The sequence below is a fragment of the Agrococcus sp. DT81.2 genome, from assembly GCF_049844935.1.
Lineage (GTDB): Bacteria > Actinomycetota > Actinomycetes > Actinomycetales > Microbacteriaceae > Agrococcus.
Map to the genome: position 1 here is coordinate 153,884 of NZ_JBNCLZ010000001.1, position 24,377 is coordinate 178,260.

A 24,377-nucleotide genomic window follows, 5' to 3' on the forward strand; every position below is an offset into this window, starting at 1 on the left:
GGTATCTAGCGGAATCTCGGCTCTGCGACGCCTCGGTGGGAGCTCCGGAGAGCGCCGAGTGCCCTCTTACTGGCCACTTTCGCGTCGGTTCCGGGATTCCCGATACAGCTCGTTCAGATCGCAACGTACCTCCACGCATCGTCACGCGACGGTCCCGCGGTGGATGCCGTCCCGACACGCCGAGCAAGACCAGCCTCCCGCACCCCGCAGATGCTCCTCGTGCATCACCAGTTGGAGCCCCGCTCCGTCAGCTGCGCCCCGCAGATGTGCTTGGTGGTATGGCGCTCGACGTGCGCATCGACACGACGCTCGAGCTCTCGCTGCTCGTGCTGGCGCTGGCCGAAGACCCGGTGGCCGTCGAAGCTCGTGCGCGCTGAGCGATGGGATCCGGTCATTAGCGCCGAGCAGTAGGGGAGCGGGCGGCTACTGGTCGCCCGGTCGCCGTGGCGCGGTCGGCGCCGTCGCGGCATCGCCGTCGAGGAAGCGCGCCGGCTGGAAGCTCGCGAGTCGTGCGTCGCGCGGCGCACCGCACAGCTCGTCCGCAAGCACCGAGGCAAGCCATGGCGCGAGCACGACACCGCTGTGCGTCACGATCGCCCACACTCGGCTGCCGGCTCGGATGCGCCCAGCGGCCGTGCGGCCGTCTGCGGGGATGACCCGGTGCCCGACGCGAATGGCGCGGACGCGTGGCGCGGTGTGAGGGAGCAGGGCGGCGATGCGCTGCTCGAGGGCGGTTGCTACGCCCGGCGGAGCCGGAGCCCCGACCTCAGCGGTTTGATCGAGATCGAGTGCCTGCACTAGCAACAGATCGTCATCGCCCGGGCGGATCCCGACTACGTCCGTGGTTACCATACGGTCGATGCCATGGCCCGGCGCCGAGACATCGGCCAAGTAGCCGAAAGCTGCGGAGTCGACGAGAGGCTCGACGAGCGGCAGCGCGCCGCCGGCTGACGCGACCAGCGCTTCTGAGCCATTGCCGGCGCAGACGACGGCGTCGGTCGCCCGGATCCGCGACTCATCCTCGAGCACGAGCTCGGCCCCGTAGCGGCCGGGTTCGATCCTCGTAACGGTCGCGCGTCGGCGCTCGAACCCGTCGGCCGAGGCGAGCTGGTCGCTCAGGTGTGCGACCCAGCGGAGCGGGAACGCATGGCCCTCGTCGAACGCAGCCACGAGAGAGTCCGGGGCGATAGTGCACCGGACGGCGTCGCGCGCATCCGCGACCGACGACCATCGTGCTCCGTAGCCGAGCTCCTGGAGGCGTTCAACGCGCTGCGTCAAGCTCCTGCGGTGCGCTTCGTCCTCCGCGATCTCGAGATGACCCGCGAAAGAGACGACCGACGGATGCCGGTCGGCGATGGCGCGCCAGGCGGCCACCCCGGCCATGTTCAGCTGGTGATACTCGATGGGGTGCTTCTTGTGACTGTTGATCCACCCATAGGACGCTGCCGTCGTGCCGGCTCGACCGGAGTCGACGAGCGCGACCCGTCGTCCGCGACGCACCAGCTCGCTTGCGAGCGCTGTCCCCACGATGCCGCCGCCCACGATGGCGACGTCGGCGTCAGTCATGCGTCCAGCTCCGCATCGGCATTGGCGTCGTCGGTCGTAGGGATGCCGAGCCGCTGGGCGGTGAGCCGCGCACGTTGGTGCGTGACGGCGGGCCGGAGTGCATTGAGGCGATCGAGCGCAGCCAGTGCCCGCGCCGGGTTCCGAGCCGAGACCGCGGTGACGAGAGCGTGAGCGATCGCGAGCGGGATGCTGGCGTCGCTCGCAGCGGTCAACGACGTCGGAGCGGTCGTGATGACGTAGTCGGCTTCCGTGCGGATGGGCATGCCGATCGCCTCGGTGATGAGGATGACCGTCGCGCCCTCCTGCCGAGCTGTTCTCACGACGGTCGCGACTTCGTCGAACTGTCGGATGGGCGCGAACACGATCACGGCATCACCCTCGTGCACTCGTAGGAGCTCGTCAGCGAGCAGCACGCCCGTCGTCTTCGACGACTGGGCGTCGAGGCCCGTACGCACGAGGAAGAACGCGAGGTAGTCGGCGATGTAGCCTACCGGCTTCAGCCCATAGCAGAACACCTTGCGTGCGTTCGCGACGGCGTCGACCACGCCCTCCCAGTCGATGTCGTCCAACGTCGAACGGAACTGCTCAATCGCGTGTGCCGAATCCGTGACCACCTGCCGCAGATGAGACCCCTCTGCTGTGGAGTGCATGCGCCTCTGGAGCAGCTCGCCAGGGTCCGCGCGCTGCGCTATCAGCGCGAGCGCGGCTTGACGGACGCCCTTCATGCCGGCGTACCCCAGTGCACGCGCGGTGCGGATCACGCTGGCGTCGCTCGTGCCAACCGCCGCGGCGATCTCGAGCGCTGAGGATCCGGCGACCTGGTCGGGGTGCATCGCGAAGAACGCCGCGACTTGAGAGAGCGCGCCGGGAAGCTGCGGACCCAAGCGAGTCGCGCGGGCATACAGCGACTCGGTCGCGGCATCCATGCTCATCGAGTCTCCATCGTCGGTTCCGGATGCGGTCATGCTACGGCTGCCCACCGGGATGCACGCCCGTCGCACGATCGTCGTTCACGAGTAATCTGACCGAAACACTACACATGTTGGATCAGATGTAGTACAAACAACAACCATGGCAAGGACGCCGGAGAGAGGAGCCCTCGATGCATGACCTTGCGATCATCGGTCTTGGCGCACTCGGCGTGCATGCCGCGAGGGAGGCCGCGACGCGTGGCCTCGACGTCGTCGGGGTCGAACCGCACGGGATCGCACATGAGTTCGGAGCGACTGGCGGGCGTACGCGAATCTTCCGAATGGTCTACACCTTCGGCGGCGACTACCTCCCCGCACTGCAGGCAGCCGGTCGCGCGTGGGAGCAGCTCGAGGCGCGCCACCCCAGCCAGGTGATGCGCCGACACGGCGCACTCCTGATCGGCAGCGAGGACGATCCCGAGGTCCTCGCGGCCAGGTTGTCGGCCGAGGAGCACGGGATCCCGCACCAGGTGCTCACCGCTGCTCAGCTCCGTGAGCGCTGGGCGCAGCACCGGCTGCTGCCGGGCGACGTCGCGATCGCCGATCCCGGCGGTGCACTGCTGCTGCCCCAGTCGATCACCGCCGCGGTGTCATCGGAGGCGGTCGCCGCGGGCGCAGAGCTCCACTACGGAGACGCGGCGGTCGCGATCCGCCCGGTCGCGGGTGGCACCGAGGTGGTCTGCGCTTCAGGTCGACGCATCCGAGCGCGGCGATTGCTCGTCGCAGCCGGCTCGTGGTCGAGTCGCCTCGTCCCCGACCTCGCCGGCATCGTCGAGCTGCGCCGCGTCGTCCTGCAGTGGTTCAGCACGACCGCGCCTGCTGCCGCGACGCCTGAGCGGTTCCCCGTCGGGCTGCGGCGCAGCGGCGCGCTGCGCTACTCCTTCTTCCCGCAGACCGACGCCGACGGCATCAAGATCAACCTGCACCTGCCGAAGGCGACCGTCGATGACGTCGAAGCGCCCTTACCAGCAGTCGAGGAGGACTACGGCTCGGAGCTCGAGCCGCTGCTCCGCGAGACTCTGCCAGGCATCGGGCGCCGAACCAAGGTCGCCTCGTTCGTGGAGGGATACACCTCGGACTACCGCATCGTGCTCGACCGGGTCGCCGGGCTCGACGACGCCTGGGTGCTCGCCGGCGGTTCCGGCCAGGCCTTCAAGCTCGCACCCGTGCTGGCCGAGCACGCGATCCATCGTGCACTCGGCGAACCGCCGAGGCTCGAACTCGATGGCGTCGTGCGCGGCTTCGCCCCCAATCCGATCAAGACGGTTGTCGGCCCGTGACGGGCCACAAGAGAGAGGAACACTCGCGATGCGAATCGGAGTAGACGTCGGCGGCACGTTCACCGACATCACGGCACTCGATGATTACGGTGTCTTCCACATCGGGAAGATCCCGTCGACGCCGAGCGACCAATCCGTCGCACTCGCGGAAGGGGTGCGAGGGGTGCTGGATCGCGTCGGCGCTCGGGCGTCGACCGTCGAGTACCTGGGTCATGGCACCACGGTGGCCACGAACACCCTGCTCGAGCTCAGCGGCTCGTCGACGGCGCTCGTGGTCACTCGAGGCTTCCGGGACGTGCTCGAGATCGCGCGACAGAAGCGCCCGAGCCTCTACGACCTCTTCGCGCAGAAGCCCCGGGTGCTCGTGCCACGTCGGCTGGTGTTCGAGGTCGACGAGCGGCTGGCGGGCGACGGCACAGAGATTCGGGGGGTGCGCGCCGATGACCTCGAGCGCCTGCTGCTCGAGCTCTCAGCCGTCGATGTCGATGCCGTGGCGATCTGCTTTCTGCACAGCTATCGCGACGAAGAGCACGAGCGCGTGGTCGCGGAGGCGATCCAGCAGCGATTCCCCGACCGGTACGTCACGCGGTCGAGCGAGGTGGCACCGGAGTTCCGCGAGTACGAGCGCCTCTCGACCACCGTGATCAACGCCTTCGTCGGTCCCAGGATGCACGGCTATGTGTCCCGGCTCGAGCAGCGCTCGAGGGAGATTGGCGTCACCGTCTCGCCGAAGATCATCCAGTCGAACGGCGGTGTCGTCTCGCCGGACTCGATCGTCCGGAGGCCGGTCACGACGTTGCTGTCCGGTCCCAGCGCAGGGGTGCTCGGGGCGGCATGGGTCGCGGCACAATCGGGGCACCGGGACCTCGTGACGTTCGACATGGGTGGCACGAGCACAGACGTGTGCCTGGTGCGAGACGGGCGCGCGCTGGTCGCAAGCGAGCGCAGCATCGACGGCTATGTCGTCCGCACGCCGAGCGCCAACGTGCACACCGTGGGCGCGGGCGGCGGATCGATCGCGCGCGTCGATGGCGCCGGTGCGCTGCAGGTCGGGCCCCGCAGCGCGGGCGCCAAGCCTGGACCCGCCGCCTACGGCTTCGGCGGCACCCGCGCCACGGTGACTGACGCCAATGTGCTGCTCGGCAGGCAGAACCCCGAGCAGGTCATCGGAGACGGCCTGCGGCTCGATCTCAGCGCCGCCGAGCGTGTCATGGACGAGATCAGCGCCGGCCTCGGCGCGGAGGTGCACGATGCGGCGCTCGGCGTCGTCCGAGTGGCGAACTCGCACATGGCGCGGGCTGTCCGTCAGGTGAGCGTCGACAACGGGGACGACCCGAGAGACCTTGCCCTCGTGGCCTACGGAGGCGCAGGCCCGCTGCACGCGATCGAAGTCGCACGCGAGGTCGGCATGCGCACGGTGCTCGTCCCGCCGCACCCTGGCACGCTCTGCGCGCTCGGCCTGCTCGTCAGCGAGGTGCGCACGGAGCTCCTGCGCTCGAGCCTGATCGACCTCGACGGGGACGCGGCACCGCTGCGAGCGGTGATCGGCGAGCTCTCGGAGGCCGCCGAAGCGTGGTTCGACCGAGAGCGGATCCCCACGGGCGAGCGCTCCACCCGGTTCGTGCTGGACATGCGCTACCAGAGGCAGAACTTCGAGTTGCAGGTCGACGTCGGTGACGGCGACATCCGTGACTCAGACCTCGACGAGATCGTCCAGCGCTTCCACGAGACGCATCGGCGCAGCTACGGCTTCGCGCATCCGGGCAGCACAGTGCGGATCGTCAACGTGACCGTCGTCGCGGCCCAGCCGGTGGAGCCGCCCGTCGCACCGCTGCTCGCGGAGCGCGGTGCCGGAGATCGCGATTCCGTGATCGCCCACCGCGAGGTTCGCTTCGAGGAGGTCGGTGCGGTGTCTGCAACGATCCACGATCGCGAGCTGCTTCGGGCGGGCGACGTCATCGTCGGACCGGCGGTGATCGAGCAGCAGGACTCGACGACCGTACTTCCTCCGGCCACTCGGGCAGTGGTCGACCCCTTCGGAACGCTCATTGTGGAGGTGCACGCGTGACCACGACAGAATCGCGACGGGAGGCCGTCGACTCGATCACCGTCCAGGTGATCGGCAACGCATTGCTGTCCATCGCTGAAGAAGCAGGCACGATGCTGCGTCGAGCCAGCTACTCGACGAACATTAAGGAGCGCGCTGATTGCTCCACCGCGATCTTCGACGGCAGCGGTCGCCTAATCGCGCAAGCGGAGCACATCCCCATCCACATGGGGTCGATGGCGGGCGCGGTCGGGCGGCTGAGCGGTCGGATTCCGGGCTACGAGGGCATCGCGATCCGGCCGGGCGACGTCTTCATCACGAACGATCCGTATGCCGGCGGAGGCACGCATTTGCCGGACATCACCATGGTGGCGCCCGTGTTCTCGCACGGAGCGATCGTCGGGTGGAGCGCCAACATCGCGCATCACTCGGACGTCGGCGGACACGTACCCGGCAGCAACTCGGGCGACTCGACCACGCTCTTCATGGAGGGCCTCCGGATCCCGTTGGTCAAGATCGTCAGCGAAGGCCATGTCGTCGATGACGTGCTCGCATTCGTGCTGCTCAACTCCCGCCTCCCGGAGGAGCGCTACGGCGACCTGCTCGCTCAGCAGTCGGCCGCGGCGATCGGTGCTCAGCGATTCGTCGAGCTGCACGATAAGTACGGGACCGAGGTCGTCGAGATCGCGAGCCATGAGCTGCTGGAGTATGCGGAGCGTCGCCTGCAGCTCGCCGTCAGAGCAGTGCCGGACGGGGAGTACAGCTTCACCGACTGGCTCGATCCCGACCGTGCGGGCGAGGACCGCATCGCGATCGTGGCGACCGTCAGGGTGGCGGGCGACGGGATTGCCCTCGACTTCGCCGGCACTGGGCGGGAGGCGGGCGTCGCGGTGAACGTCGTGCGGAGTGCGCTCGAGGCGACCGTCTACTACGCGTTGAAGGCGGCGCTCGACCCTGGCATCCCTGCGAACGGAGGCTTCTTCGACGCCGTCGAAATCTCGGCTCCGGAGGGCACGATCCTCAACCCGCGTCCGCCGGCCCCGGTCGCCGCTCGCACCGACACCTGCCAGCGCGTCGTCGATGCCATCTTCGGCGCACTCGCGCAGGCGCTTCCCGACCGGATCCCCGCGGGCAGCCACTCCTCGATCACGTACGTGAACTTCTCGGGTCTCGGCGACGACTTCTACGTCTACCCGGAGGTCATCGCCGGCGGGGCAGGCGCCCGCCCCGAGGCCGACGGGCTCGATGCGGTGCAGGTGCACGTCACCAACTCGTCGAACCTACCGATCGAGTCGCTCGAGACCGAATATCCGTTGCTCGTCGAAGCATACGAGCTGGTGCAGGACTCAGGGGGTGCGGGCAAGCACCGAGGAGGACTCGCCATCCGTCGAGACATCAGGATCTTGGGAGATGGCGCGGAGTTCTCCGCCCATGCCGACCGGCAGTCCCTGCCGCCAGCGGGCTACGCGGGTGGCAGCGATGGCACACCGGGACGCTTCACGGTGCGGCCGGGCGAGCCCGACGAGCAGGTGCTCCCCGGGGGGCGCGTCAGCGGTGTCGCGCTTCGGCGCGGTCACATCATGCGCGTGCAGAGCCCGGGTGCCGGGGGCTTCGGCTCACCGCTAGAGCGCGACCCGCAGGCTGTGCTCACCGACGTGCTCGACGGGCGCGTGAGCGAGAGCGCCGCTCGCGATGTCTACGCGGTCGTGCTCCAGGGCAACGCCGTCGACCTGCTCGCGACCTCGACGCTGCGGGCACAGCGGAAGGCGGGCTGATCCGTGTCACCGTCGCCGGTCATGACACCGCATCCACCGAGCCGTAGCAGTGCCATTCGCAGCATCCATCGACCCATCGCTCATCGAGGAGAGACCATGACCACCACACGACCCCGACACGCAGCGATCGCACTGATCGCCGCTGGTGCGCTCGCGCTCAGCGCGTGCGCAGCCGATCTGCCCGGAGGCAGTGCGGAGCAGAGCGACTACCCGACGCGGGCCATCGACCTGGTCCTGCCGTTCGGCGCCGGCGGAGCGACCGATCTCGCCGCGCGCGCGATGGCCGAGGCGCTCTCGACCGAGCTCGGCCAGCCATTCAACGCAACCAATCAGACTGGCGCTCAGCAGGTGACAGCGGTGAGCAATGTCGTCGGCTCTGCGGGCGACGGCTACACGCTGCTCGCCGACGGCGGTGGCTCGTCGACCGTCCAGTCGCTGCTGCCCGACCTGCCCTACGCGTGGGATGACCGGACGTTCATCGCCCGAGTGGCGAGCGGGGCGCACGCCTACGCGGTCGGCGCCGGCAGTGGCATCACGACGATCGAGCAGCTGGAGGAGAAGGCGGCGGCCGACCCGAGCAGCTTCCGCGTCGCGTGGCTGAGCGGCACGTCGACGAGCGACTTCGCGACGCTGCAGCTGCTGCAAGCGATCGGGGTCGACCCCGCCGAGGTGATCCGAGTGCCGTTCTCCGGCTCTGGTGACGCCATGCAGGCCGCGGCTGCCGGCGACGTCGACCTCGCGTCCGGAGGTACGAGCGCGATCGCCTCGCTGTACTCCTCCGGTGACCTGGTGCCGCTGGCGCTGACCGGCGCCGACCCGAACTACCCCGACCTGCCGCTCACCGCTGAGCTCGGCTACCCCGAGCTCGACATGACGTATTGGGTAGGGCTCTCTGGGCCGGCCAGCCTAGACGACTCGGTCGTCGAGACGCTCGCAGGGACGCTCGAGCAGCTCGGAGAGGAAGGAGCGCTCGACGACTCCTTCCAGACGCTCGGCATGACGGTCGACATCGTCACAGGTGAAGAGCTCGACACGCGGGTGCACGAGGAGGCTCAGACCTTCGGCGAGCTGAACGCACTGGTGAGCTGATGGCTCGGCTCTCCGGTCCGGCTCGATCGCCAGAGACGTGGGCGTACGTCCTGCTCGGCGCCGCTGCGCTGATCGCGCTGGGCAACGGCCTTTTGCTGATCGTCCAGGCCGCCGGTGTCGGACCGGAGAGCGCCGCCGGTTGGTTCGTCGGCGCAGCGGGACTTGCGCTGCTCGCACTCGTGGCGCTTGCGGTCCGCCAGGATCGGAGGTTCGTCGCGGAATCGGTCGTCACCTCGATCGCCCAGGTGATCGTGGCCGAGGAGGAGGCGGCCGGACGTGACGTCGAGGAACGGTTCCAGACGGAGCTGCCGTCCCTCCCACCGCGCGAGATCGCTCGAGTCCTGCTGATCACCGGTGCCCTCGTGGTCGCCTGGATCGTGCTCCTGCCGTGGATCGGCTTCGCGCTGGCTACCGCGCTGTTCTGCACCTGCTACGTCATCGTCGTGGCGCGGCGGAAGTGGTGGGTGGGCGTGATCGCGGGGGTGGCCATCGGCGGTGCGCTCGCACTGCTGTTCGCGCTCGTCGGCGTGCTCGTCCCGGCTGGTGCCCTCTGGTACCTGCTCTCATGACCCTAGGAAGAGTCGCACTATGACCCCAGACGTGATCCTCGCCGGATTCGCCGCCATCCTCACGCCCGAGCGGCTCGCGATCGCCTTCCTCGGCTGCTTCGCGGGCACCTTCTTCGGCGTCCTGCCCGGTCTCGGGCCGGTCACCGCGATCGCCGTCCTGTTCCCCATCACGACCTATCTCGACCCCGTCTCGGGCATCCTGATGCTCGCAGCCGTCTACTACGGCGGCATGTATGGAGGCTCGACCACGGCGATCCTCCTCAACATCCCTGGGGAGGTCTCGTCGCTGCCCGCCGCGCTCGAGGGGTACCCGCTGACTAAGCGCGGTCGGGCCGGAGCCGCGCTCGCCACTGCCGCGGTGTCGTCGTTCGTCGCCGGCGTCGTCGGGACGATCGGCGTGATGATCATCGGACCGACCCTCGCTCGGGTCGCGCTCGCCTTCGGGCCGCCCGAGCAGTTCGGGCTGATCTTGTTCGCGCTCACGGCGATCTCCGGACTGGTGGCCGGCTCGCTCGTCAAGGGCCTCGCGATGGCTGTACTCGGCATCCTCCTCTCGATCGTCGGATACGACGCGATCTCGGGTGCGCAGGTGATGACCTTCGGATCGTGGACGCTCGCGCAGGGGTTCAGCGTCGTGCCGGTGATGATCGGCCTGTTCGGCATCGGGGAGATTCTGAAGACGCTCGTCCAGCGCAACGCTGACGTGAAGGTCCCCGCGGTCGGATCGCTGCTCCCGACCCGGGACGAACGGCGCGCCGCCGTCGGACCGACCGTGCGAGGAACGTTCCAAGGTTTCTTCCTCGGGCTGATCCCAGGCATGCTGCCCTCGATCACCTCGTTCCTCAACTACAGCTGGGAGCGGCGCCGTGCTGAGCGACGCGGCAATTCGCAGTTCGGCAAGGGCGCGATCCAGGGGATCGCAGGCCCCGAGGCAGCCAACAACGGAGCGGCGATGGGCGGCTTCGTACCCCTCTTCAGCCTCGGTATCCCCACTGGTCCGTCGATGGCGCTGATCCTCGCTGCGCTGCTCGTCTACGGGCTCGTGCCCGGTCCGATGCTGTTCACGCAAGAGGCGGAGTTCACTGCCGGCGTGCTCGCGAGCTTCCTGGTCGCGAACGTCATCCTGCTCGTGCTCAACCTTCCGCTCGTCGGGCTGTGGGCGAAGATCGCGAAAGTGCCCTTCAGCATCATGGGACCGATCGTCATCGTCTGCTGCCTCATCGGCTCGCTGCTCGAGCGCAACAGCATGTTCGACGTCGGCGTGTGTGCGGCGTTCGGCTTCATCGCCCTGCTGCTCGACCGTGCGAAGCTGCCGCTCGCGCCTCTTGTTATGGGCTTCATCCTCGGACCGTCCTTCCAGGAGACCATGCGTCAGTCCTTCACCATGTCGCCGACGTTCTTCGTCGAGCGTCCGATCTTCATGGCGTTCGCGCTCGCGGCCGCGGCGACCGTGGTATTCGCGATCCTGCGGGCTGTCCGTACGGCGCGTGCGCAGCGCGCTCCCGCGCAGGTCGCGCTCGTGCGCCAGTGAGCCGTATGGAGACGTCGCGCGGGCGTCTCGTCGCCGCTCAGGGCGCGGGTCGGTGCACCGCTGCGAGATGCTGATCGGAGAGCGCGCCTGATGCGGATTGTTCGAACTCGATCAGACCCCGCTTTGACCGGCTGAGCTAGCCAGACGCTCGATCAGCACGTTGGCGCCCGCCAGGCGGTGTTGGATCGAGGATGACGATCATGTCGGCATCGGGGAACGGGCCGCCCTCCGCTTGGTCATGTTGCCGCTCAAACGCGTTGCCGGCGTGGCCGGCTGGATCGGTCCGCGGGCGAAGCCCGGCGCGACGGCTGCCGTGCCCGAACGGTGTCCCCTGATGTGCATCCGTAGCGGTCTTGACGGGTACGAATCGTGCATTTACGGTCTAGGACGATGCTTCGATCCTCAAGCGTTACTGGCTCAGCTGGCGGCGGTTTGTTCGGGAAGTCGCAGGTTCGAATCCTGTCGCCCCGACTGCTTCTGAAGCGTCCCGCTGGAACAGCGGTGGGCGCAGGCGGCATCTGTTCTACGCGTCGCGGCCGACGAGCTGGCGCAGCTTCGCGCCCCAGCGGCGAGCGCGCTCGAGCTCCCCGTCGGCCACGGGGCCGGCGTATCCCTGCACGCCGAACGTCTCCGGTTCGATGGCCGGTCGGTAGCCGAGCGCCACGAGCCGCTTCATCGCCTTCTTCGCCGCGGACCCCGGCAACCGCGGAACGACCACCAGGGTGTCGACGGGGGCTACCGCGATCGCGCGCGGCGGCGACGCGTGCGCTGCGATCCACGCTCGGATGCCGCGCGCCGGAATTCGTTCGGCGCCCTGCTGCTTTGCAGCCTCGCGCGTGCGCGCCGTCGACATCGAGAACGCGTGCGTCCCACGATGAGCAGGTCGACATCGGCCTCCAGCGCGCTCGGCGCTGAAGCGGCTGACATCACTGCTCTGCGCCCGTCGCCGATTCCGGTTGCGATCTCCTGCGCGATCGACTCAGTGTTCCCCCAGATCGACTCGACGACGATCACCGCCTGCACCACGCCTCCTCCACCGGCCCCATCATCGAGCGCTCCCCGTGCCTGGCGGTTCAAGGGATTCGTCGTGCTCGGGGCGGACCCGGTCCGGGACGACCGCGATAGGACTGGGCATGTTCATGAGGAGGTCGTGCCCTGCCGACCCCAGCAGGAGGCTGGCGATCGCTCGCCGCCCGTGGGTGCCGACCACGGACAGCCTTGCGCCGTCTGCGTGCTGGGCGAGCACCACCGACGGGCGGCCCTGTTCGAGCACCGCATCGATCGCGAGCCGCTCATGCTCGGCCCGCATGCGTGTCACCGCGGTGTCGAGGATGGTGCGCTCGCTCGCCTCGACGGCGTCGAACGGAGACTCGAGCGCGGCCCACGCGCCGTAGACCAGGGGCGGAATGTCCCAGGCGCGCACCGCGAGGAGGGTCGTCCCCGCCCGTTCAGCCTCGACCGCCGCGAACGCCATCGCAGCGGTGCCGGTCTCTTCGTCGACGCCCACGACCACCCGGCCCTCGCCCGGCTCCCAGTCGACGGGCACGACGACGAGCGGACAGTGCGTCCTCGCTGCGACCGCCAACGGCAGCGTTCCGTTGATCAGTCCGGTCATCCCTCGGGTCTTGTGCGAGCCGATCACCAGGAGGTCCGCGCGCCGTGAGGCGTCCAGCAGTCCAGCGACGGGCCGGGTGTGGTGCACGGTGGTCGAGAAGTCCACCGGCACGTCGCTGAGCTCGACCCTCTTCCCGGCCTCCTGCACGATCCGCTCAGATTCGTGCAGCACCGGATCCGGACCCGTCTGCGGTATCCAGTCGATGTCGACCACCGTGATGATCTCCAGGCGCATGTCCACGCTCCGCGCTCGATCGACCGCCCAGTCGAGGGCAGCCGTGCTCGCGGTGCCACCGTCCACGGCGACCACAACGTTCTCGGCCATCAGCAGGCTCCCTTCAGCTCACGTCGGACACCGTCATTCTCGCCGCGCCCACCGCGCTCCGGCAGGGGTGATGATCGGATCCGCACTCCGAGCGGAGTGATGAGCAGCGGGGATGCGGTCCCGCAGAGCATCTTTGTGTGCGCCCGACGACGGCGTCGGCAGGACGGCTGGTTCGAACTGACCGGGGCGCGGGGTCCGTGCATCCGCTGAGCACGACGCGAGCTGCTCCGACGACTGGCGAAGCCGTGCATCCGCAAGGTCATCGAGCAGGCAGATCCTCGCCGCAAGCTGGCCGCGTAGTCACGAGGATGGACGCACGCCGAGTACCGGGAGTGGCTGGCGCAGTTGCTCGCTGCCACGCTGGTGGATCGGCGTGCAAGGGCTGTCCGCTGTCGGGCCGCGCGCAGCGACGCGCGAGCACAGGCGGAGCCGGTGGTGTCGGCCGCCGCCCGGCGCTAGTGTTCCGACGACAAGGAGGCCTTCGGGCGTCCGAGCGCTGTCGACGAGGAGGTCGCCATGTCGAGCAGAGGAGCACAGCTGGGCAGAGCCGCGCTCGTGGGAGCGGCATGCGGGCTGGTCGGCGTGGCCGCCATGACCCTCGGTGAGAAGGCGGAGCAGGCGGTCACGAAGCGGCCGAACTCGTACGTGCCGGCGAGGACGCTGCTCGCCCTCACCGGTCGCTCTCCGGGGGACGGGCCGCAGTCCCCGATCTGGAACCACGCCGTGCACTGGGGCACTGGTGCGGTCCTCGGTGCACTGCGCGGCGTGTGGGCGGTCGTCGCCATCCGAGGGCCGCTGGCGAACGTGAAGCACACCGTCGTCCGGCTCGCGTTCGACCAGACGCTCGAGAACGTCACCGGCGTGGGTGCGCCCCCGCCGACCTGGCCACGACAGGAGCAGCTGATCGACGTGGCCCACAAGGCCGTCTACTCGCTCGTGACGGGGATGGCGGCGGATGCGCTCATCACCCCGGACCTGGAATCCCGCAGGGGCACGACCAGCCACTGAGTCGGCGTCAATCCCGCGGTGACTCCTCACCGTCGTGCGACGCGGGCTCGGCATGCGGGGTGACGAGGAGCTCGGAGATCCGGCGGCGGTCGATCGCCGTGACCTGCAGCGTGGCGCCGTCGACCGAGACGACGTCGCCCGTGCGGGCGAGGCGGCCGAGGCGCTCGATCACGAAGCCCGCGACGGTGTCGGCAGCGCTCTGCGGCAGGCGGATGCCGGTGGCGTCCTCGAAGTCCTGGAAGTTGAGGCGCCCGTCGACGGTGCCGCCCTCGGTGGGAAGCTCGCCAGGCACCGTGTCGGTGTCGTACTCGTCGAAGATCTCGCCCACCACCTCCTCGAGGAGGTCCTCGAGCGTGACGATGCCGTCGGTGCCGCCGTACTCGTCGACGACGACGGCGATGTGATGTCCCTCCGCGCGCATCGTGCTCAGCGTGGGCAGCACCCTCGCGGTCGCCGGGAAGTAGGGGATGGGTCGGCCGATGTCGGCGAGTGCTGCTGCTGAGCCCCGCTGCACTGCATCGAAGAGGTCGCGGATGTGGACGAACGCGGTGATGTCGTCGATCGTGCGGTCGAGGAGCGGGTAGCGCGAGTAGGGCTGGTCCCGCACGGCTTCGGCGGCTTCCTGGATGGAGGACGTGCTGTCGAGCGCGACGACCTCGGGGCGCGGTCGCATGACCTCGCTCAGCTGACGGTCGCGCAGGGAGAAGACGTCGTCCAGGATGCGCCGCTCCTCGGCCGGGAAGCCGGCGTGGCTCGACACGATGTCGCGCACCTCATCCTCGGTCATCTCCTCGCCGGTCTTGTGCGGGTCGCCGCCGAGCAGTCGCACGACCACGTTGGTCGAGACAGAGAGGAACCAGATGACCGGCTTCATGACGATCGCGAAGCCGTTGAGCACCGGCGCCACGGCATACGCGAAGGTCGCGTTGCGCTGGAGGGCGAGGCGCTTGGGGGCCAGCTCCCCGAGCACGAGCGACAGGTAGGCGATGAGCAGCGTGAGCACGACGGTCGCGACCGTGTCCGCGGCCTGCTCACCGAGACCGACGCCGGTCAGCAGCGGCGCGACAGAGGGCGAGAGCGCCGAGGCGCCGAACGCAGCCGACGCGAAGCCCGCGACCGTCACGCCGATCTGGACGGCCGACAGGAACGTGTTCGGGTTGCGCGCGAGGGCCGCGACCTTCGCCCCTCGCCTGCCGCGAGCAGCGAGCGCATTGATCTGCCCTTCGCGAAGGGTGACGAGCGCCATCTCCGTGGCTGCGAACACGCCGCCGATCAGGACGAAGGCGACGACGAGAGCGATGTTGAGCGCCAGCTCTTCCGTCATCGAAGAGTCCGGCCCGGCTCGGAGGGCGCGCCCAGGATCACCTGGGCGCTGGGACTATGACCGTCGGGCGACGGCGCGCTCTCGTTGCGTTGCATGGACGCAGGGTACCGGCCGGCCTCAGGCGGCGGCTGTGCTCGGCCGCGGCGACTCCTGTGGTGACGACCGGCGTCGTGTCCATCATCATCGGGATCGAGCGGCTACCGCTGCACCCGTCCGAGCGCCGCGAACCGCAGCATGTGCGCCTGGCCGCTGTGCAGCGCGTACTCGTCGATCATCTTCACCAGCACGTGCGAGAGCGGTGCGGCGCTGCCGCGGCCGGGGGAGTCGAGCCCAGCCATCACCGCGATCGCGGCATCCGCTCGCTCCACCTCTTCGAGGTAGAGCCGCACATCCGCCTCGACCGTCTCAAGGGAACCGCCCGCGTAGTCGTCCTCGCCGTAGGCCGCGACCCGCTCGCCGCCGCCGAGCCCCCACGTGAGGTAGTGGTGCTCCATCTGCTGCATGTGCCGGATGAGGCCGAGCACCGACAGCTCGAGCGGCGGCACCGACCACGACGTCAGCTGCAAGGGGGAGAGGTCGCGCCACTTCCGCCGGAACTCGTGCCGCTGGTATGCCAGCCAGTCGAGCAGGCTCGCGTGCACGTCGGCCTGCGGCGAGGGGTCATCCCGGCGCGCGAAGTCGAGGCTGGATAGCAGGTCGGTGGCCATGTCGTCTCCTCGATCGTCGCGGGTCTCGACGGACCATCTCACGGATACGCGGCCCCGTCACGGCGGAGGTCCGGTTCGGCCCCTGGGGCGATCGGCGCCTCTGCCCGTGCCTCGCGGCCCGAATCGCCTCCGCCTGTGAGCCAGCCGTCAGCGACGACCCGCGCGGTGCTGCGCGACGAGCACGATCGCGACGCCGACGGCCGCGACGGCGAGGCCCGCGATGCCGAGCGGCGTGACCGGCACGCCGAACACGAGCAGCACCCACAGCATGGTCGTCGGCGGCGTCAGGTACAGCATCGTGCTGACGAACGTCGCGCCGTGCGAGCGGTTGACGGTGACGAACAGCACGTAGCCGCCGAGGCTCGCGAGCACGACGAGCCAGAGCACCGCGAACCAGACATCCCCGGTGCTCGGCGGCGTCGCGTGGCCACGGAGCATCGCCACGAGCATGAAGGAGGCACCGGCGACGAGCGCCTGCATGGTGATCGTCTGCAGGAGGTCGTCGTGCAGATGCCATCGGCGCTGGAGCACCGTGCCGGCCCCGAGCGCGAGGACGGCTCCGAAGGGGAGCAGGTACGCCCACAGGGGCGCGCCGTCACCCCCGAGCGCGCCGGAGACCACGAGCGCGACGCCCGCGAGCCCGACCACCATGCCGCCCCACATCCACCCCGTCGCGCGCTCGCCGAGCACGCGCCCGGCGACGGTCGCGACCAGCATCGGCTGCAGCGCGGCGATGAGCGCGGCCGTGCCGCCGTCGACGCCCGCGCGAACGCCCTCGAAGATGAGCAGTAGGTAGGCGGCCTGGCTCAGCAGCCCGATCGTGCCTTGCCGCAGCCAGCTCCCCGGCCCGGGCCAGCGGCGCCGCAGCACGAGCATCGCGCCGACGAGCAGCCCTGCGAGCACGACGAAGCGCCAGGCGAGCACCGTGATCGGCTCCCCGCCGGCGCGCGCCGCGAGCTCGGCGCCGACGAAGCCGGAGCTCCAGGTGACGACGAGCGCGACCGACGCGACCACGATCGCGACGGGGCCGAGCCTGCCTCTCGACGCGTCGGGCTCGTGCGGGGCGGGCGGCTCGGTCATCGGGTCGAGTATCGCAGTGCACGGGTCGGTCTCGAGACGGCGGCCGGCGGCCGCGTCGTCGACCGGCAAGACCCGACGAGCGGTGCGCTACGTCTCGACGACCAGGATCGGATCGGTCGTGGGCGCGTCTGAGCCGCCCTCCGGCTCGACCGTCACGCCGACGGCGCTGCCGGCCGTGAGCGCTCCGTCGAGCAGGAAGGCGGTCGCCCCGCCGCTCGCCTCGAAGGTGCCGGCGCTCTGCGGCCCGTCCTCGTCGATGTACCAGGCCTGGTAGGTGCTGCCCTCGGGTGGGGCGCTGAGTCCGTCGAAGAGGATCGCCGACTGGCCGCGCTCCGTCGACCAGATGACCGTCGCGGTGGACCCGTCCGGCAGCGCGACCTCGCTACGCTCGGCATCCGCGGCGCTCACGACAGCGCCGAGCGCCTCCTGCCGCGAGTCGCCACCCAGCTGGGAGCCGAGCGCGACGCCGCCGAGCAGCAGCGCGGCGCTCGCGGCGATCGCGCCGAGCGTGCGCAGCGGCCGCCAGCGAGCGTTGGCGCGCCGCTCCGCCGGTCCGGGACCTGTGGATGCGTGCCGCGGGGCGCCGCCGTAGCCGTCGGTGCCGAGGCCGTCGGCGCCGCGCGGCTCGACGGACACCGGCTCGACCGCGGCGGGCACCGCGGGCGCCGCGAGCGGGGTCGGCGCCGCTGCGGGAGCCACCGCGGGCAGCTGCGGCTCGCGCGCGATCGCGTCGAGCACCGATGCGCGCAGCGACGGCGGCGGGGCGGCCGGGTCGCCGGCGAGGAGCGCCGCCGTGTCGGCGAGCTCCGCCGCCTCGGCGCGGGCGGCGGGGGAGGCCTCCGCCTCGAAGCGCGCGCGCTCGGCCGGGCTCAGCGCATCGAGCGCGTACGCCGCCGCGAGGTCGTCGATCGACCGCTGGTCGTCGCTCATGCCGTCACCCCCAGGATGCCGCGCAGCCGGACCATGCCGTCGCGCAGCCGCGTCTTGACCGTGCCGAGCGGCGCCCCGACACGCTCGGCGATCTCGGTCTGCGTCAGACCGTCGAAGTAGGCGAGCTCGATCGCCTCGCGCTGCGGGTCGCTCAGCTCGCGGAGCGCCTTGCGCGCGCGGGCCGACTCGAGCGCGACCTCTGCGTGCTCGGCGACCGTGTCGACCGGCACCGGGGTGTCGCGCACGCCGATGCGGGCGTCGCGGTCGCGCTGCGACTGCGAGGCGCGCACGCGGTCGACGGCGCGGGCATGCGCGATCTGCAGCAGCCAGCTGATGGCGGCGCCACGATCCGGGTCGAACCGCTTCGCCTGCCGCCACGCCTCGAGGTAGACCTCCTGCGCGACCTCCTCGGCCTGCGCGCGATCGACGAGGATGCGCAGCACGAGTCCGAAGACGCGCGACGACGACGCGTCGTACAGCTCCGCGAAGGCCCGCTGATCGCCCTCGGCGGCGCGCACGAGGCACTGCTCGAGGGTCGTCTCCACGAGCCTGAGTATTGCAGGCGGAGCGACGAGGGCCAGCGCGGTCATGCCGGTGGTTCGTCGCGGGCGAACGCCCGGATTGGAGCGCGCACCCGGACGGCCGGTAGACTCGGACGGTGGTCCGCCCTCTCGCGGCGGATCCGGCGTGCCCAAGCGCGTCGCGGGCAGAGCGTCCCGCCCACCGACGAACCCCAGGAGACCACCTCGTGAAGACCACGGTCGAGAAGATCGAGAACACGCGCACGAAGCTCACCATCGCGGTGCAGCCGGAGGAGCTGCGGCCCGCGATCGACCAGGCGTACAAGACCGTCGCCGAGCAGATCAGCGTCCCCGGCTTCCGCAAGGGCAAGGTCCCCTCCGCGATCATCGACCAGCGCGTCGGCCGCGAGGACATCCTGAACCAGGCCGTCTCCGAGTCGATCGACGAGTTCTACCGCCAGGGCGTCGCCGAGGCCGGCATCCGCCCCATGGGCCGCCCGCAGGCCGACGTCACGTCGTGGCCCGAGGTCAAGGACTTCTCGGGCGACCTCGTGCTCGAGATCGAGGTGGACGTCCGCCCCGACTTCGACCTGCCGACCGTCGAGGGCCGCACGATCACCGTCGACGCGATCGAGGTCGGCGACGAGGCCGTCGCCAAGGAGCTCGACGAGCTGCGCGGGCGCTTCGGCACGCTCGTCACGGTCGACCGCCCCGCCGCCAAGGGCGACTTCGTGCAGCTCGACCTGACCGCATCGATCGACGGCGACGTCGTCGACACCGCGAGCGGCATCTCGTACGAGGTCGGCTCGGGCGAGCTGATCGACGGCATCGACGAGGCCGTCGAGTCGCTCACCGCCGGTGAGGAGACCACCTTCACGTCGAAGCTCGTCGGCGGCGACCACGCCGGCAAGGACGCGGAGGTCAAGGTCGTCGTCGAGGCCGTCAAGGAGCGCGAGCTGCCCGAGGCCGACGACGACTTCGCCCAGATGGCGAGCCAGTTCGACACCATCGATGAGCTGCGCGAGGACCTCAAGGCGCAGGCCGGCCGCAGCGGCCGCCTGGGCCAGGCAGAGCAGGCGCGCCAGCGCCTCCAGGACGAGCTGGTCGAGGCGGTCGAGATCGAGGTGCCGACGGCGGTCGTCGAGGACGAGGTCGTCCGCCACCTCGAGGCGGAGAGCCGCGCCGACGACGCAGAGCACGGCGAGGAGGTGCGTCAGGAGACCCGCAAGGTGCTCAAGCAGCAGATGCTCTTCGACCGCTTCGCGGAGGAGGAGGGCCTGCAGGTCACGCAGCAGGAGCTGACGCAGATCATCGTGCAGCAGGCCGCGCAGTACGGCATGGCGCCGCAGGAGCTCGTCACCGCGCTCGAGTCGAACGGCCAGCTGCCCGTGCTGCTGGGCGACATCCTCCGCGGCAAGACGCTGTCGGTGCTGCTCGGCCGCGTCACGGTCGTCGACGACAAGGGCGAGACGGTCGACCTGTCGGACTTCCTGCCGTCGAACGAGGTCGACGAGGATGACGTCGAGGGCGCCATCCGCGAGGCCGAGGCGAAGCTCGCCGCGCAGCACGCCGAGGACTGATCATCGAGCGAAGGGCCGGGCCGTGCGCCCGGCCCTTTCGCATGCCTCCGCCTGCGGCGAACACGGCAGATCGCACTCCCTCCGCCGCCTAGGGTTGAGACGAATCGAGAGAAGGAGTCACCCGTGGCTGAACCCGTCTTCGCGCCGTCGGTCTTCGACCGGCTGCTGCGCGATCGCATCATCTGGCTGGGCGAGGAGGTGCGCGACGACAACTCGAACGAGATCTGCGCGAAGATCCTGCTGCTCGCCGCCGAGGATCAGAACAAGGACATCTTCCTGTACATCAACTCGCCCGGCGGCTCGATCACGGCCGGCATGGCGATCTACGACACGATGCAGTTCGTGCCCAACGACATCGTCACCGTCGGCATCGGCATGGCCGCGTCGATGGGGCAGCTGCTGCTCACCGCCGGCGCCCCCGGCAAGCGCTACATCACGCCGAACGCGCGCGTGCTGCTGCACCAGCCCCACGGCGGCTTCGGCGGCACGTCGAGCGACATCCAGACGCAGGCGCAGCTCATCCTCGACATGAAGAAGCGCCTCGCCGAGATCACCGCGGAGCGCACGGGCAAGAGCGTCGAGCAGATCAACGAGGACGGCGACCGCGACCGCTGGTTCACGGCGAAGCAGGCGCTCGAGTACGGATTCGTCGACCACGTCCGCGAGTCGGCGTCCGACGTCACCGGCGGCGGCGGCACGGACCACGACGTGATCGACCCCAACCCCGCCAGCGAGAGCGGCACGGCAGGCCAGGAGGGCAACTGATGGAGACTCCCACATTCCAGGCGGGCGGCAGTGCGCTGCAGATGCCCGGCTCGCGCTACATCCTCCCCAGCTTCGAGGAGCGCACCCCGTACGGCTTCAAGCGCCAGGACCCCTACGCGAAGCTCTTCGAGGACCGCATCATCTTCCTCGGCGTGCAGGTCGACGACGCGTCCGCCGACGACATCATGGCCCAGCTGCTCGTGCTCGAGTCGCAGGACCCGGACCGCGACATCGTCATGTACATCAACTCGCCCGGCGGCTCGTTCACGGCCATGACGGCGATCTACGACACGATGCAGTACATCCGTCCCGCGGTGCAGACCGTGTGCCTCGGCCAGGCGGCCTCGGCTGCGGCCGTGCTGCTCGCGGCCGGCGAGCCCGGCAAGCGGCTCGCGCTGCCCAACGCGCGGATCCTCATCCACCAGCCCGCGACGTCCGACGCCGGCCGCGGCCAGGCATCCGACATCGAGATCCAGGCGCGCGAGGTGCTGCGCATGCGCGGGTGGCTCGAGGAGACGCTCTCGAAGCACTCGAACCACGACGTCGAGAAGGTGTCGAAGGACATCGAGCGCGACACGTTCCTGTCGGCCGAGGAGGCGCTCGAGTACGGCCTCATCGACCAGGTGCTGACCAGCAGGAAGACGGCGCCGCAGCTCGTCGGCTGAGCCGCGCGCGACACCACGAAGGGCCGGCCCCAGCGGGGCCGGCCCTTCGTGTTGCGCGGTGCGCGTCAAGCCTCGTCGATGTGCTTCCGACGCCGGTTCAGCCGGTAGGCGACGAAGGCGAGCACTGCGAGCCCGGCGAGCACGAACACGCCCACCTGGGGCAGAGCCCCGAACGAGTCTGTGCCGGGGTCGACGCCCGGAGCCTGCGTGGACTCGGGATCGCCCAGGTCCTCGCCCTGGTCGGAGGTCGCGGTGGCGGCCGGAGCTGCCGCGGCACCCGTCGGCTCGCTCTCGGTCGCGCCCGTGGTCTCCTCCTGCACGCCCTCGTTGCATTCAGGAGCTCGCGCCGAGCCGACGGCGTCGACGGCGCCCTCGGCGGGCTCGAAGGTGAAGGCGACCTGGCCCGAGACGGGGTGGCCGTCGGAGGAGACGACCTGATAGGCGAGCGTGTACCGCCCGGCGTCCCCCAGCTCGGCGTCGAGCGAGATGGTGTCGCCCTCGATCGAGGTGCAGCCGTCGCCGTAGTGGAGGCCCGCGTCGTCGGTGAGCTGCAGCAGGTTGGTGCTCTCACCGCCGGGCACCTCGATGATCTCCTCGTTCATGGTGACGCTCAGCGTGCCGGGCTGGTCGATCACGGTGGCCCCGTCCTGCGGCGTGGTGCCGGTGACGGATGCGTGGGCGGGCAGGAGCACGGTGACGCCGACGGCGAGGATGGCTGCGAACATGCCCCCAAGCATAGAAGAGGCGGATGTGGGCGGCCACGGCGTGGTCGTCGCTCGTGTCAGCGGCGTGTTCTAGGCTCGGTGCACGGGCGCGGCCTGCGCCTACGACGATGTGGAGAAGCGACATGGCTCGACTCGGAGAGAGCGGCGACCTCCTGAAGTGCTCCTTCTGCGGCAAGAGCCAGAAGCAGGTGCAGCAGCTGATCGCGGGTCCCGCGGTGTACATCTGCGACGAGTGCGTCGAGCTGTGCAACGAGATCATCGAGGAGCGGATGGCCGAGGCCGGCGAGGCCACGACGACCGAGGGCTTCACGCTGCCGAAGCCGCGCGAGATCTTCGCGTTCCTCGAGGAGTACGTCGTCGGCCAGCAGAGCGCCAAGCAGTCGCTCGCGGTCGCCGTCTACAACCACTACAAGCGCATCGCCGCGATGCAGCAGCTCGAGTCGGCCGACAAGGCGCACGACGGCGTCGAGATCCAGAAGTCGAACATCCTCATGGTCGGCCCGACGGGTTGCGGCAAGTCGTATCTCGCGGCCACGCTCGCGCGGCAGCTCAACGTGCCGTTCGCGGTCGCCGACGCCACGGCCCTCACCGAGGCCGGCTACGTCGGCGAAGACGTCGAGAACATCCTGCTCAAGCTCATCCAGGCGGCCGACTACGACGTCAAGCGCGCCGAGACCGGCATCGTCTTCATCGACGAGATCGACAAGGTCGCGCGCAAGGCAGAGAACCCGTCGATCACGCGCGACGTCTCCGGCGAGGGCGTGCAGCAGGCGCTGCTGAAGATCATCGAGGGCACCGTCGCATCGGTGCCGCCGCAGGGCGGGCGCAAGCACCCGAACTCCGAGTTCATCCAGATCGACACCTCGAACGTGCTGTTCATCGTCGCGGGCGCGTTCGCGGGCCTCGAGGACATCATCGCCAACCGCTCCGGCAAGCGGGGCATCGGGTTCGGGGCGCCGGTCGCGTCGCTCAAGCCGAGCCTCGACGTCTTCCAGGACGTGCTGCCCGAGGACCTGCACAAGTTCGGGCTCATCCCCGAGTTCATCGGGCGTCTGCCGGTGATCGCGACGGTGTCGCCGCTCGACCAGTCGGCGCTCGTCGAGATCCTCACCGAGCCGCGCAACGCGCTCGTGAAGCAGTACCAGCGCATGTTCGACCTCGACGGGGTCAAGCTCGACTTCGAGCCCGAGGCGCTGCAGGCGATCGCCGACCTCGCCGTCGACCGCAAGACCGGCGCCCGCGGTCTCCGCTCCATCCTCGAGACGGTGCTCGCGCCCGTCATGTTCGAGGTGCCGTCGAGGCACGGCGTCGAACGCGTGATCGTCACGAAGGAGTCCGTCACCGGCACGGAATCGCCGGTGATCCTCACGGCCGACGACATCGAGGAACTCTCCGCCTAGCGGACGCCACCCTCTGCGCCGCGTCGAGTTGTGCGGGCCACTGAGGTAAGGCTAACCTTACCGCGTGACCCCGGGACCCGACGCGCTGCGCGCGACCGACGTGAGCCTCGCCTACGGCAAGGAGCGCATCGTCCACGGCGCATCCATCTCGCTCGTCCCCGGCTGCGTCACCGCGCTCGTCGGCCCCAACGGCAGCGGCAAGTCCACCCTGCTGCGGGGGCTCACCGCCCTCCACCGGCCGAGCGCCGGCCACGTCGTCTTCGCTGACGGTGCCGAGGCGTCGAGCCTGGGGGAGCGGGAGCTCGCGCGGCGCATCGCCATGCTGGCCCAGTCGCACCCCGACCCCTCCGGCGTGAGCGTGCGCGAGGTCGTCGCGTACGGCCGCTTCGCGCACCGCGGCCGCTTCCGCGCGGCTGACCCGCACGGCGACGAGGCGATCGAGCGCGCGATGGCGGCGACAGGTGTCGCGGAGCTCGCGTCGCACCCCGTCTCGCAGCTCTCGGGCGGTCAGCGCCAGCGGGTCTGGCTCGCGACCTGCCTCGCGCAGGAGACCGGCATCGTGCTCCTCGACGAGCCGACCACATACCTCGACCTCCGCTACCAGCGCGAGATCCTCGAGATCGTCCGCGAGCTCGCCGATGCCGGCGTCGCCGTCGGCATCGTGCTGCACGACCTCGAGCAGGCCGCCGAGATCGCGGACCGCGTCGTGCTGCTCGTGCACGGCCGCATCGCGGCCGACGGCTCGCCGCTCGAGGTGCTCACGCCCGAGCGGCTGAGCGCCGCCTACGAGGTCCCCATCGACGTCGAGGCCGTCGCCGACGGCCTCCGCATCCGGCCCCGGCGCATCCGCCGCCAGCCGGCCGTGTCCCGCGCCGCGTGACGCGCTCCACCATCGGGCTCGCTGC

At 70.0% G+C, this 24,377-nt stretch carries 22 protein-coding genes; 12 read left to right on the forward strand and 10 right to left on the reverse strand.

All coding sequences use genetic code 11. The annotated features are described in order from the left end of the window. Nucleotides 1-423 precede the first annotated feature (423 nt). A complete protein-coding gene (locus ACLQ21_RS00745) occupies nucleotides 424-1,566 on the reverse strand; it encodes an NAD(P)/FAD-dependent oxidoreductase (protein WP_425660471.1) in 1,143 nt (380 codons plus the stop codon). Beyond that, a complete protein-coding gene (locus ACLQ21_RS00750; protein ID WP_425660473.1) occupies nucleotides 1,563-2,327 on the reverse strand; it encodes a MurR/RpiR family transcriptional regulator in 765 nt (254 codons plus the stop codon). The genes ACLQ21_RS00745 and ACLQ21_RS00750 overlap by 4 nt, the downstream gene beginning before the upstream one ends. Before the next feature lie 341 nt (nucleotides 2,328-2,668). Between ACLQ21_RS00750 and ACLQ21_RS00755 the strand changes: the two genes are divergently transcribed. From ACLQ21_RS00755 to ACLQ21_RS00780, 6 genes are all read left to right on the forward strand, one after another. After that, on the forward strand, nucleotides 2,669-3,817 hold the full coding sequence (locus ACLQ21_RS00755) for an FAD-dependent oxidoreductase (RefSeq protein ID WP_425660475.1): 1,149 nt from the start codon (nucleotides 2,669-2,671) through the stop codon (nucleotides 3,815-3,817). Nucleotides 3,818-3,845: 28 nt separating this feature from the next. Then, nucleotides 3,846-5,885, forward strand: coding sequence for a hydantoinase/oxoprolinase family protein (locus tag ACLQ21_RS00760; protein WP_425660476.1), 2,040 nt, complete (start codon nucleotides 3,846-3,848; stop codon nucleotides 5,883-5,885). Beyond that, entirely contained in the window at nucleotides 5,882-7,639 is a 1,758-nt protein-coding gene (locus ACLQ21_RS00765; protein WP_425660478.1) for a hydantoinase B/oxoprolinase family protein, read from the forward strand. Before ACLQ21_RS00760 ends, ACLQ21_RS00765 begins: the two co-directional genes overlap by 4 nt. Before the next feature lie 96 nt (nucleotides 7,640-7,735). Continuing rightward, nucleotides 7,736-8,728, forward strand: coding sequence for a tripartite tricarboxylate transporter substrate binding protein (locus ACLQ21_RS00770; RefSeq protein ID WP_425660480.1), 993 nt, complete (start codon nucleotides 7,736-7,738; stop codon nucleotides 8,726-8,728). Beyond that, nucleotides 8,728-9,297: a tripartite tricarboxylate transporter TctB family protein gene (locus ACLQ21_RS00775; protein ID WP_425660482.1), complete on the forward strand. Its 570-nt coding sequence runs from the start codon at nucleotides 8,728-8,730 to the stop codon at nucleotides 9,295-9,297. The genes ACLQ21_RS00770 and ACLQ21_RS00775 overlap by 1 nt, the downstream gene beginning before the upstream one ends. A gap of 19 nt (nucleotides 9,298-9,316) precedes the next feature. Further along, entirely contained in the window at nucleotides 9,317-10,828 is a 1,512-nt protein-coding gene (locus ACLQ21_RS00780; RefSeq protein ID WP_425660484.1) for a tripartite tricarboxylate transporter permease, read from the forward strand. A 523-nt stretch (nucleotides 10,829-11,351) separates the two neighbouring features. Here ACLQ21_RS00780 and ACLQ21_RS00785 read toward each other — a convergent pair. Then, nucleotides 11,352-11,681 carry a hypothetical protein gene (locus ACLQ21_RS00785; protein ID WP_425660486.1) on the reverse strand — a complete coding sequence of 110 codons (330 nt, stop codon included), beginning with the start codon at nucleotides 11,679-11,681 and terminating at the stop codon, nucleotides 11,352-11,354. Nucleotides 11,682-11,873: 192 nt separating this feature from the next. Next, entirely contained in the window at nucleotides 11,874-12,767 is an 894-nt protein-coding gene (locus ACLQ21_RS00790) for a universal stress protein (protein ID WP_425660488.1), read from the reverse strand. A gap of 516 nt (nucleotides 12,768-13,283) precedes the next feature. Between ACLQ21_RS00790 and ACLQ21_RS00795 the strand changes: the two genes are divergently transcribed. After that, a complete protein-coding gene (locus ACLQ21_RS00795) occupies nucleotides 13,284-13,775 on the forward strand; it encodes a hypothetical protein (RefSeq protein WP_425660490.1) in 492 nt (163 codons plus the stop codon). A 7-nt stretch (nucleotides 13,776-13,782) separates the two neighbouring features. On the opposite strand, the gene ACLQ21_RS00800 is transcribed toward ACLQ21_RS00795, so the two are convergent. The 5 genes from ACLQ21_RS00800 to sigK form a co-directional block, all read right to left on the reverse strand. Continuing rightward, entirely contained in the window at nucleotides 13,783-15,099 is a 1,317-nt protein-coding gene (locus tag ACLQ21_RS00800) for a hemolysin family protein (protein WP_425660492.1), read from the reverse strand. Between the two features lie 197 nt (nucleotides 15,100-15,296). Beyond that, nucleotides 15,297-15,806, reverse strand: coding sequence for a DUF664 domain-containing protein (locus tag ACLQ21_RS00805; protein ID WP_425660494.1), 510 nt, complete (start codon nucleotides 15,804-15,806; stop codon nucleotides 15,297-15,299). A gap of 147 nt (nucleotides 15,807-15,953) precedes the next feature. Next, nucleotides 15,954-16,886, reverse strand: a complete 933-nt coding sequence (locus tag ACLQ21_RS00810) for a DMT family transporter (protein WP_425660495.1) — start codon at nucleotides 16,884-16,886, stop codon at nucleotides 15,954-15,956. An 87-nt stretch (nucleotides 16,887-16,973) separates the two neighbouring features. Further along, on the reverse strand, nucleotides 16,974-17,816 hold the full coding sequence (locus ACLQ21_RS00815; RefSeq protein WP_425660497.1) for an anti-sigma factor: 843 nt from the start codon (nucleotides 17,814-17,816) through the stop codon (nucleotides 16,974-16,976). Further along, nucleotides 17,813-18,361, reverse strand: coding sequence for an ECF RNA polymerase sigma factor SigK (gene sigK, locus ACLQ21_RS00820; protein ID WP_425660498.1), 549 nt, complete (start codon nucleotides 18,359-18,361; stop codon nucleotides 17,813-17,815). The genes ACLQ21_RS00815 and sigK overlap by 4 nt, the downstream gene beginning before the upstream one ends. A 203-nt stretch (nucleotides 18,362-18,564) precedes the next feature. Here sigK and tig point away from each other — a divergent pair, with 203 nt between their 5' ends. From tig to ACLQ21_RS00835, 3 genes are all read left to right on the forward strand, one after another. Continuing rightward, complete coding sequence (tig, locus tag ACLQ21_RS00825; protein ID WP_425660500.1) at nucleotides 18,565-19,917, forward strand: trigger factor; 1,353 nt, start codon at nucleotides 18,565-18,567, stop codon at nucleotides 19,915-19,917. 123 nt (nucleotides 19,918-20,040) lie between these two features. Further along, nucleotides 20,041-20,682, forward strand: coding sequence for an ATP-dependent Clp protease proteolytic subunit (locus ACLQ21_RS00830; RefSeq protein WP_425660502.1), 642 nt, complete (start codon nucleotides 20,041-20,043; stop codon nucleotides 20,680-20,682). After that, nucleotides 20,682-21,347 carry an ATP-dependent Clp protease proteolytic subunit gene (locus tag ACLQ21_RS00835; RefSeq protein WP_425660504.1) on the forward strand — a complete coding sequence of 222 codons (666 nt, stop codon included), beginning with the start codon at nucleotides 20,682-20,684 and terminating at the stop codon, nucleotides 21,345-21,347. The genes ACLQ21_RS00830 and ACLQ21_RS00835 overlap by 1 nt, the downstream gene beginning before the upstream one ends. A gap of 65 nt (nucleotides 21,348-21,412) precedes the next feature. Here ACLQ21_RS00835 and ACLQ21_RS00840 read toward each other — a convergent pair whose 3' ends face one another. Beyond that, nucleotides 21,413-22,072: a copper resistance CopC family protein gene (locus ACLQ21_RS00840; RefSeq protein ID WP_425660506.1), complete on the reverse strand. Its 660-nt coding sequence runs from the start codon at nucleotides 22,070-22,072 to the stop codon at nucleotides 21,413-21,415. Nucleotides 22,073-22,194: 122 nt separating this feature from the next. On the opposite strand from ACLQ21_RS00840, the gene clpX reads away from it, so the two are divergent. Both clpX and ACLQ21_RS00850 read left to right on the forward strand, forming a co-directional pair. After that, entirely contained in the window at nucleotides 22,195-23,472 is a 1,278-nt protein-coding gene (gene clpX / locus ACLQ21_RS00845) for an ATP-dependent Clp protease ATP-binding subunit ClpX (protein ID WP_425660508.1), read from the forward strand. Between the two features lie 64 nt (nucleotides 23,473-23,536). Beyond that, on the forward strand, nucleotides 23,537-24,352 hold the full coding sequence (locus tag ACLQ21_RS00850) for an ABC transporter ATP-binding protein (RefSeq protein WP_425660510.1): 816 nt from the start codon (nucleotides 23,537-23,539) through the stop codon (nucleotides 24,350-24,352). Nucleotides 24,353-24,377 lie beyond the last annotated feature (25 nt).

What these genes read in the sequence shown, in the direction of transcription:
- ACLQ21_RS00745 (WP_425660471.1), bottom strand. Translation starts at nt 1,566, where the DNA reads ATGACTGACGCCGACGTCGCCATCGTGGGCGGCGGCATCGTGGGGACA.
- ACLQ21_RS00755 (WP_425660475.1), top strand. Translation starts at nt 2,669, where the DNA reads ATGCATGACCTTGCGATCATCGGTCTTGGCGCACTCGGCGTGCATGCC.
- ACLQ21_RS00760 (WP_425660476.1), top strand. Translation starts at nt 3,846, where the DNA reads ATGCGAATCGGAGTAGACGTCGGCGGCACGTTCACCGACATCACGGCA.
- ACLQ21_RS00770 (WP_425660480.1), top strand. Translation starts at nt 7,736, where the DNA reads ATGACCACCACACGACCCCGACACGCAGCGATCGCACTGATCGCCGCT.
- ACLQ21_RS00775 (WP_425660482.1), top strand. Translation starts at nt 8,728, where the DNA reads ATGGCTCGGCTCTCCGGTCCGGCTCGATCGCCAGAGACGTGGGCGTAC.
- ACLQ21_RS00780 (WP_425660484.1), top strand. Translation starts at nt 9,317, where the DNA reads ATGACCCCAGACGTGATCCTCGCCGGATTCGCCGCCATCCTCACGCCC.
- ACLQ21_RS00785 (WP_425660486.1), bottom strand. Translation starts at nt 11,681, where the DNA reads ATGTCGACGGCGCGCACGCGCGAGGCTGCAAAGCAGCAGGGCGCCGAA.
- ACLQ21_RS00790 (WP_425660488.1), bottom strand. Translation starts at nt 12,767, where the DNA reads ATGGCCGAGAACGTTGTGGTCGCCGTGGACGGTGGCACCGCGAGCACG.
- ACLQ21_RS00795 (WP_425660490.1), top strand. Translation starts at nt 13,284, where the DNA reads ATGTCGAGCAGAGGAGCACAGCTGGGCAGAGCCGCGCTCGTGGGAGCG.
- ACLQ21_RS00800 (WP_425660492.1), bottom strand. Translation starts at nt 15,099, where the DNA reads ATGACGGAAGAGCTGGCGCTCAACATCGCTCTCGTCGTCGCCTTCGTC.
- ACLQ21_RS00805 (WP_425660494.1), bottom strand. Translation starts at nt 15,806, where the DNA reads ATGGCCACCGACCTGCTATCCAGCCTCGACTTCGCGCGCCGGGATGAC.
- ACLQ21_RS00810 (WP_425660495.1), bottom strand. Translation starts at nt 16,886, where the DNA reads ATGACCGAGCCGCCCGCCCCGCACGAGCCCGACGCGTCGAGAGGCAGG.
- ACLQ21_RS00815 (WP_425660497.1), bottom strand. Translation starts at nt 17,816, where the DNA reads ATGAGCGACGACCAGCGGTCGATCGACGACCTCGCGGCGGCGTACGCG.
- ACLQ21_RS00835 (WP_425660504.1), top strand. Translation starts at nt 20,682, where the DNA reads ATGGAGACTCCCACATTCCAGGCGGGCGGCAGTGCGCTGCAGATGCCC.
- ACLQ21_RS00840 (WP_425660506.1), bottom strand. Translation starts at nt 22,072, where the DNA reads ATGTTCGCAGCCATCCTCGCCGTCGGCGTCACCGTGCTCCTGCCCGCC.
- clpX (WP_425660508.1), top strand. Translation starts at nt 22,195, where the DNA reads ATGGCTCGACTCGGAGAGAGCGGCGACCTCCTGAAGTGCTCCTTCTGC.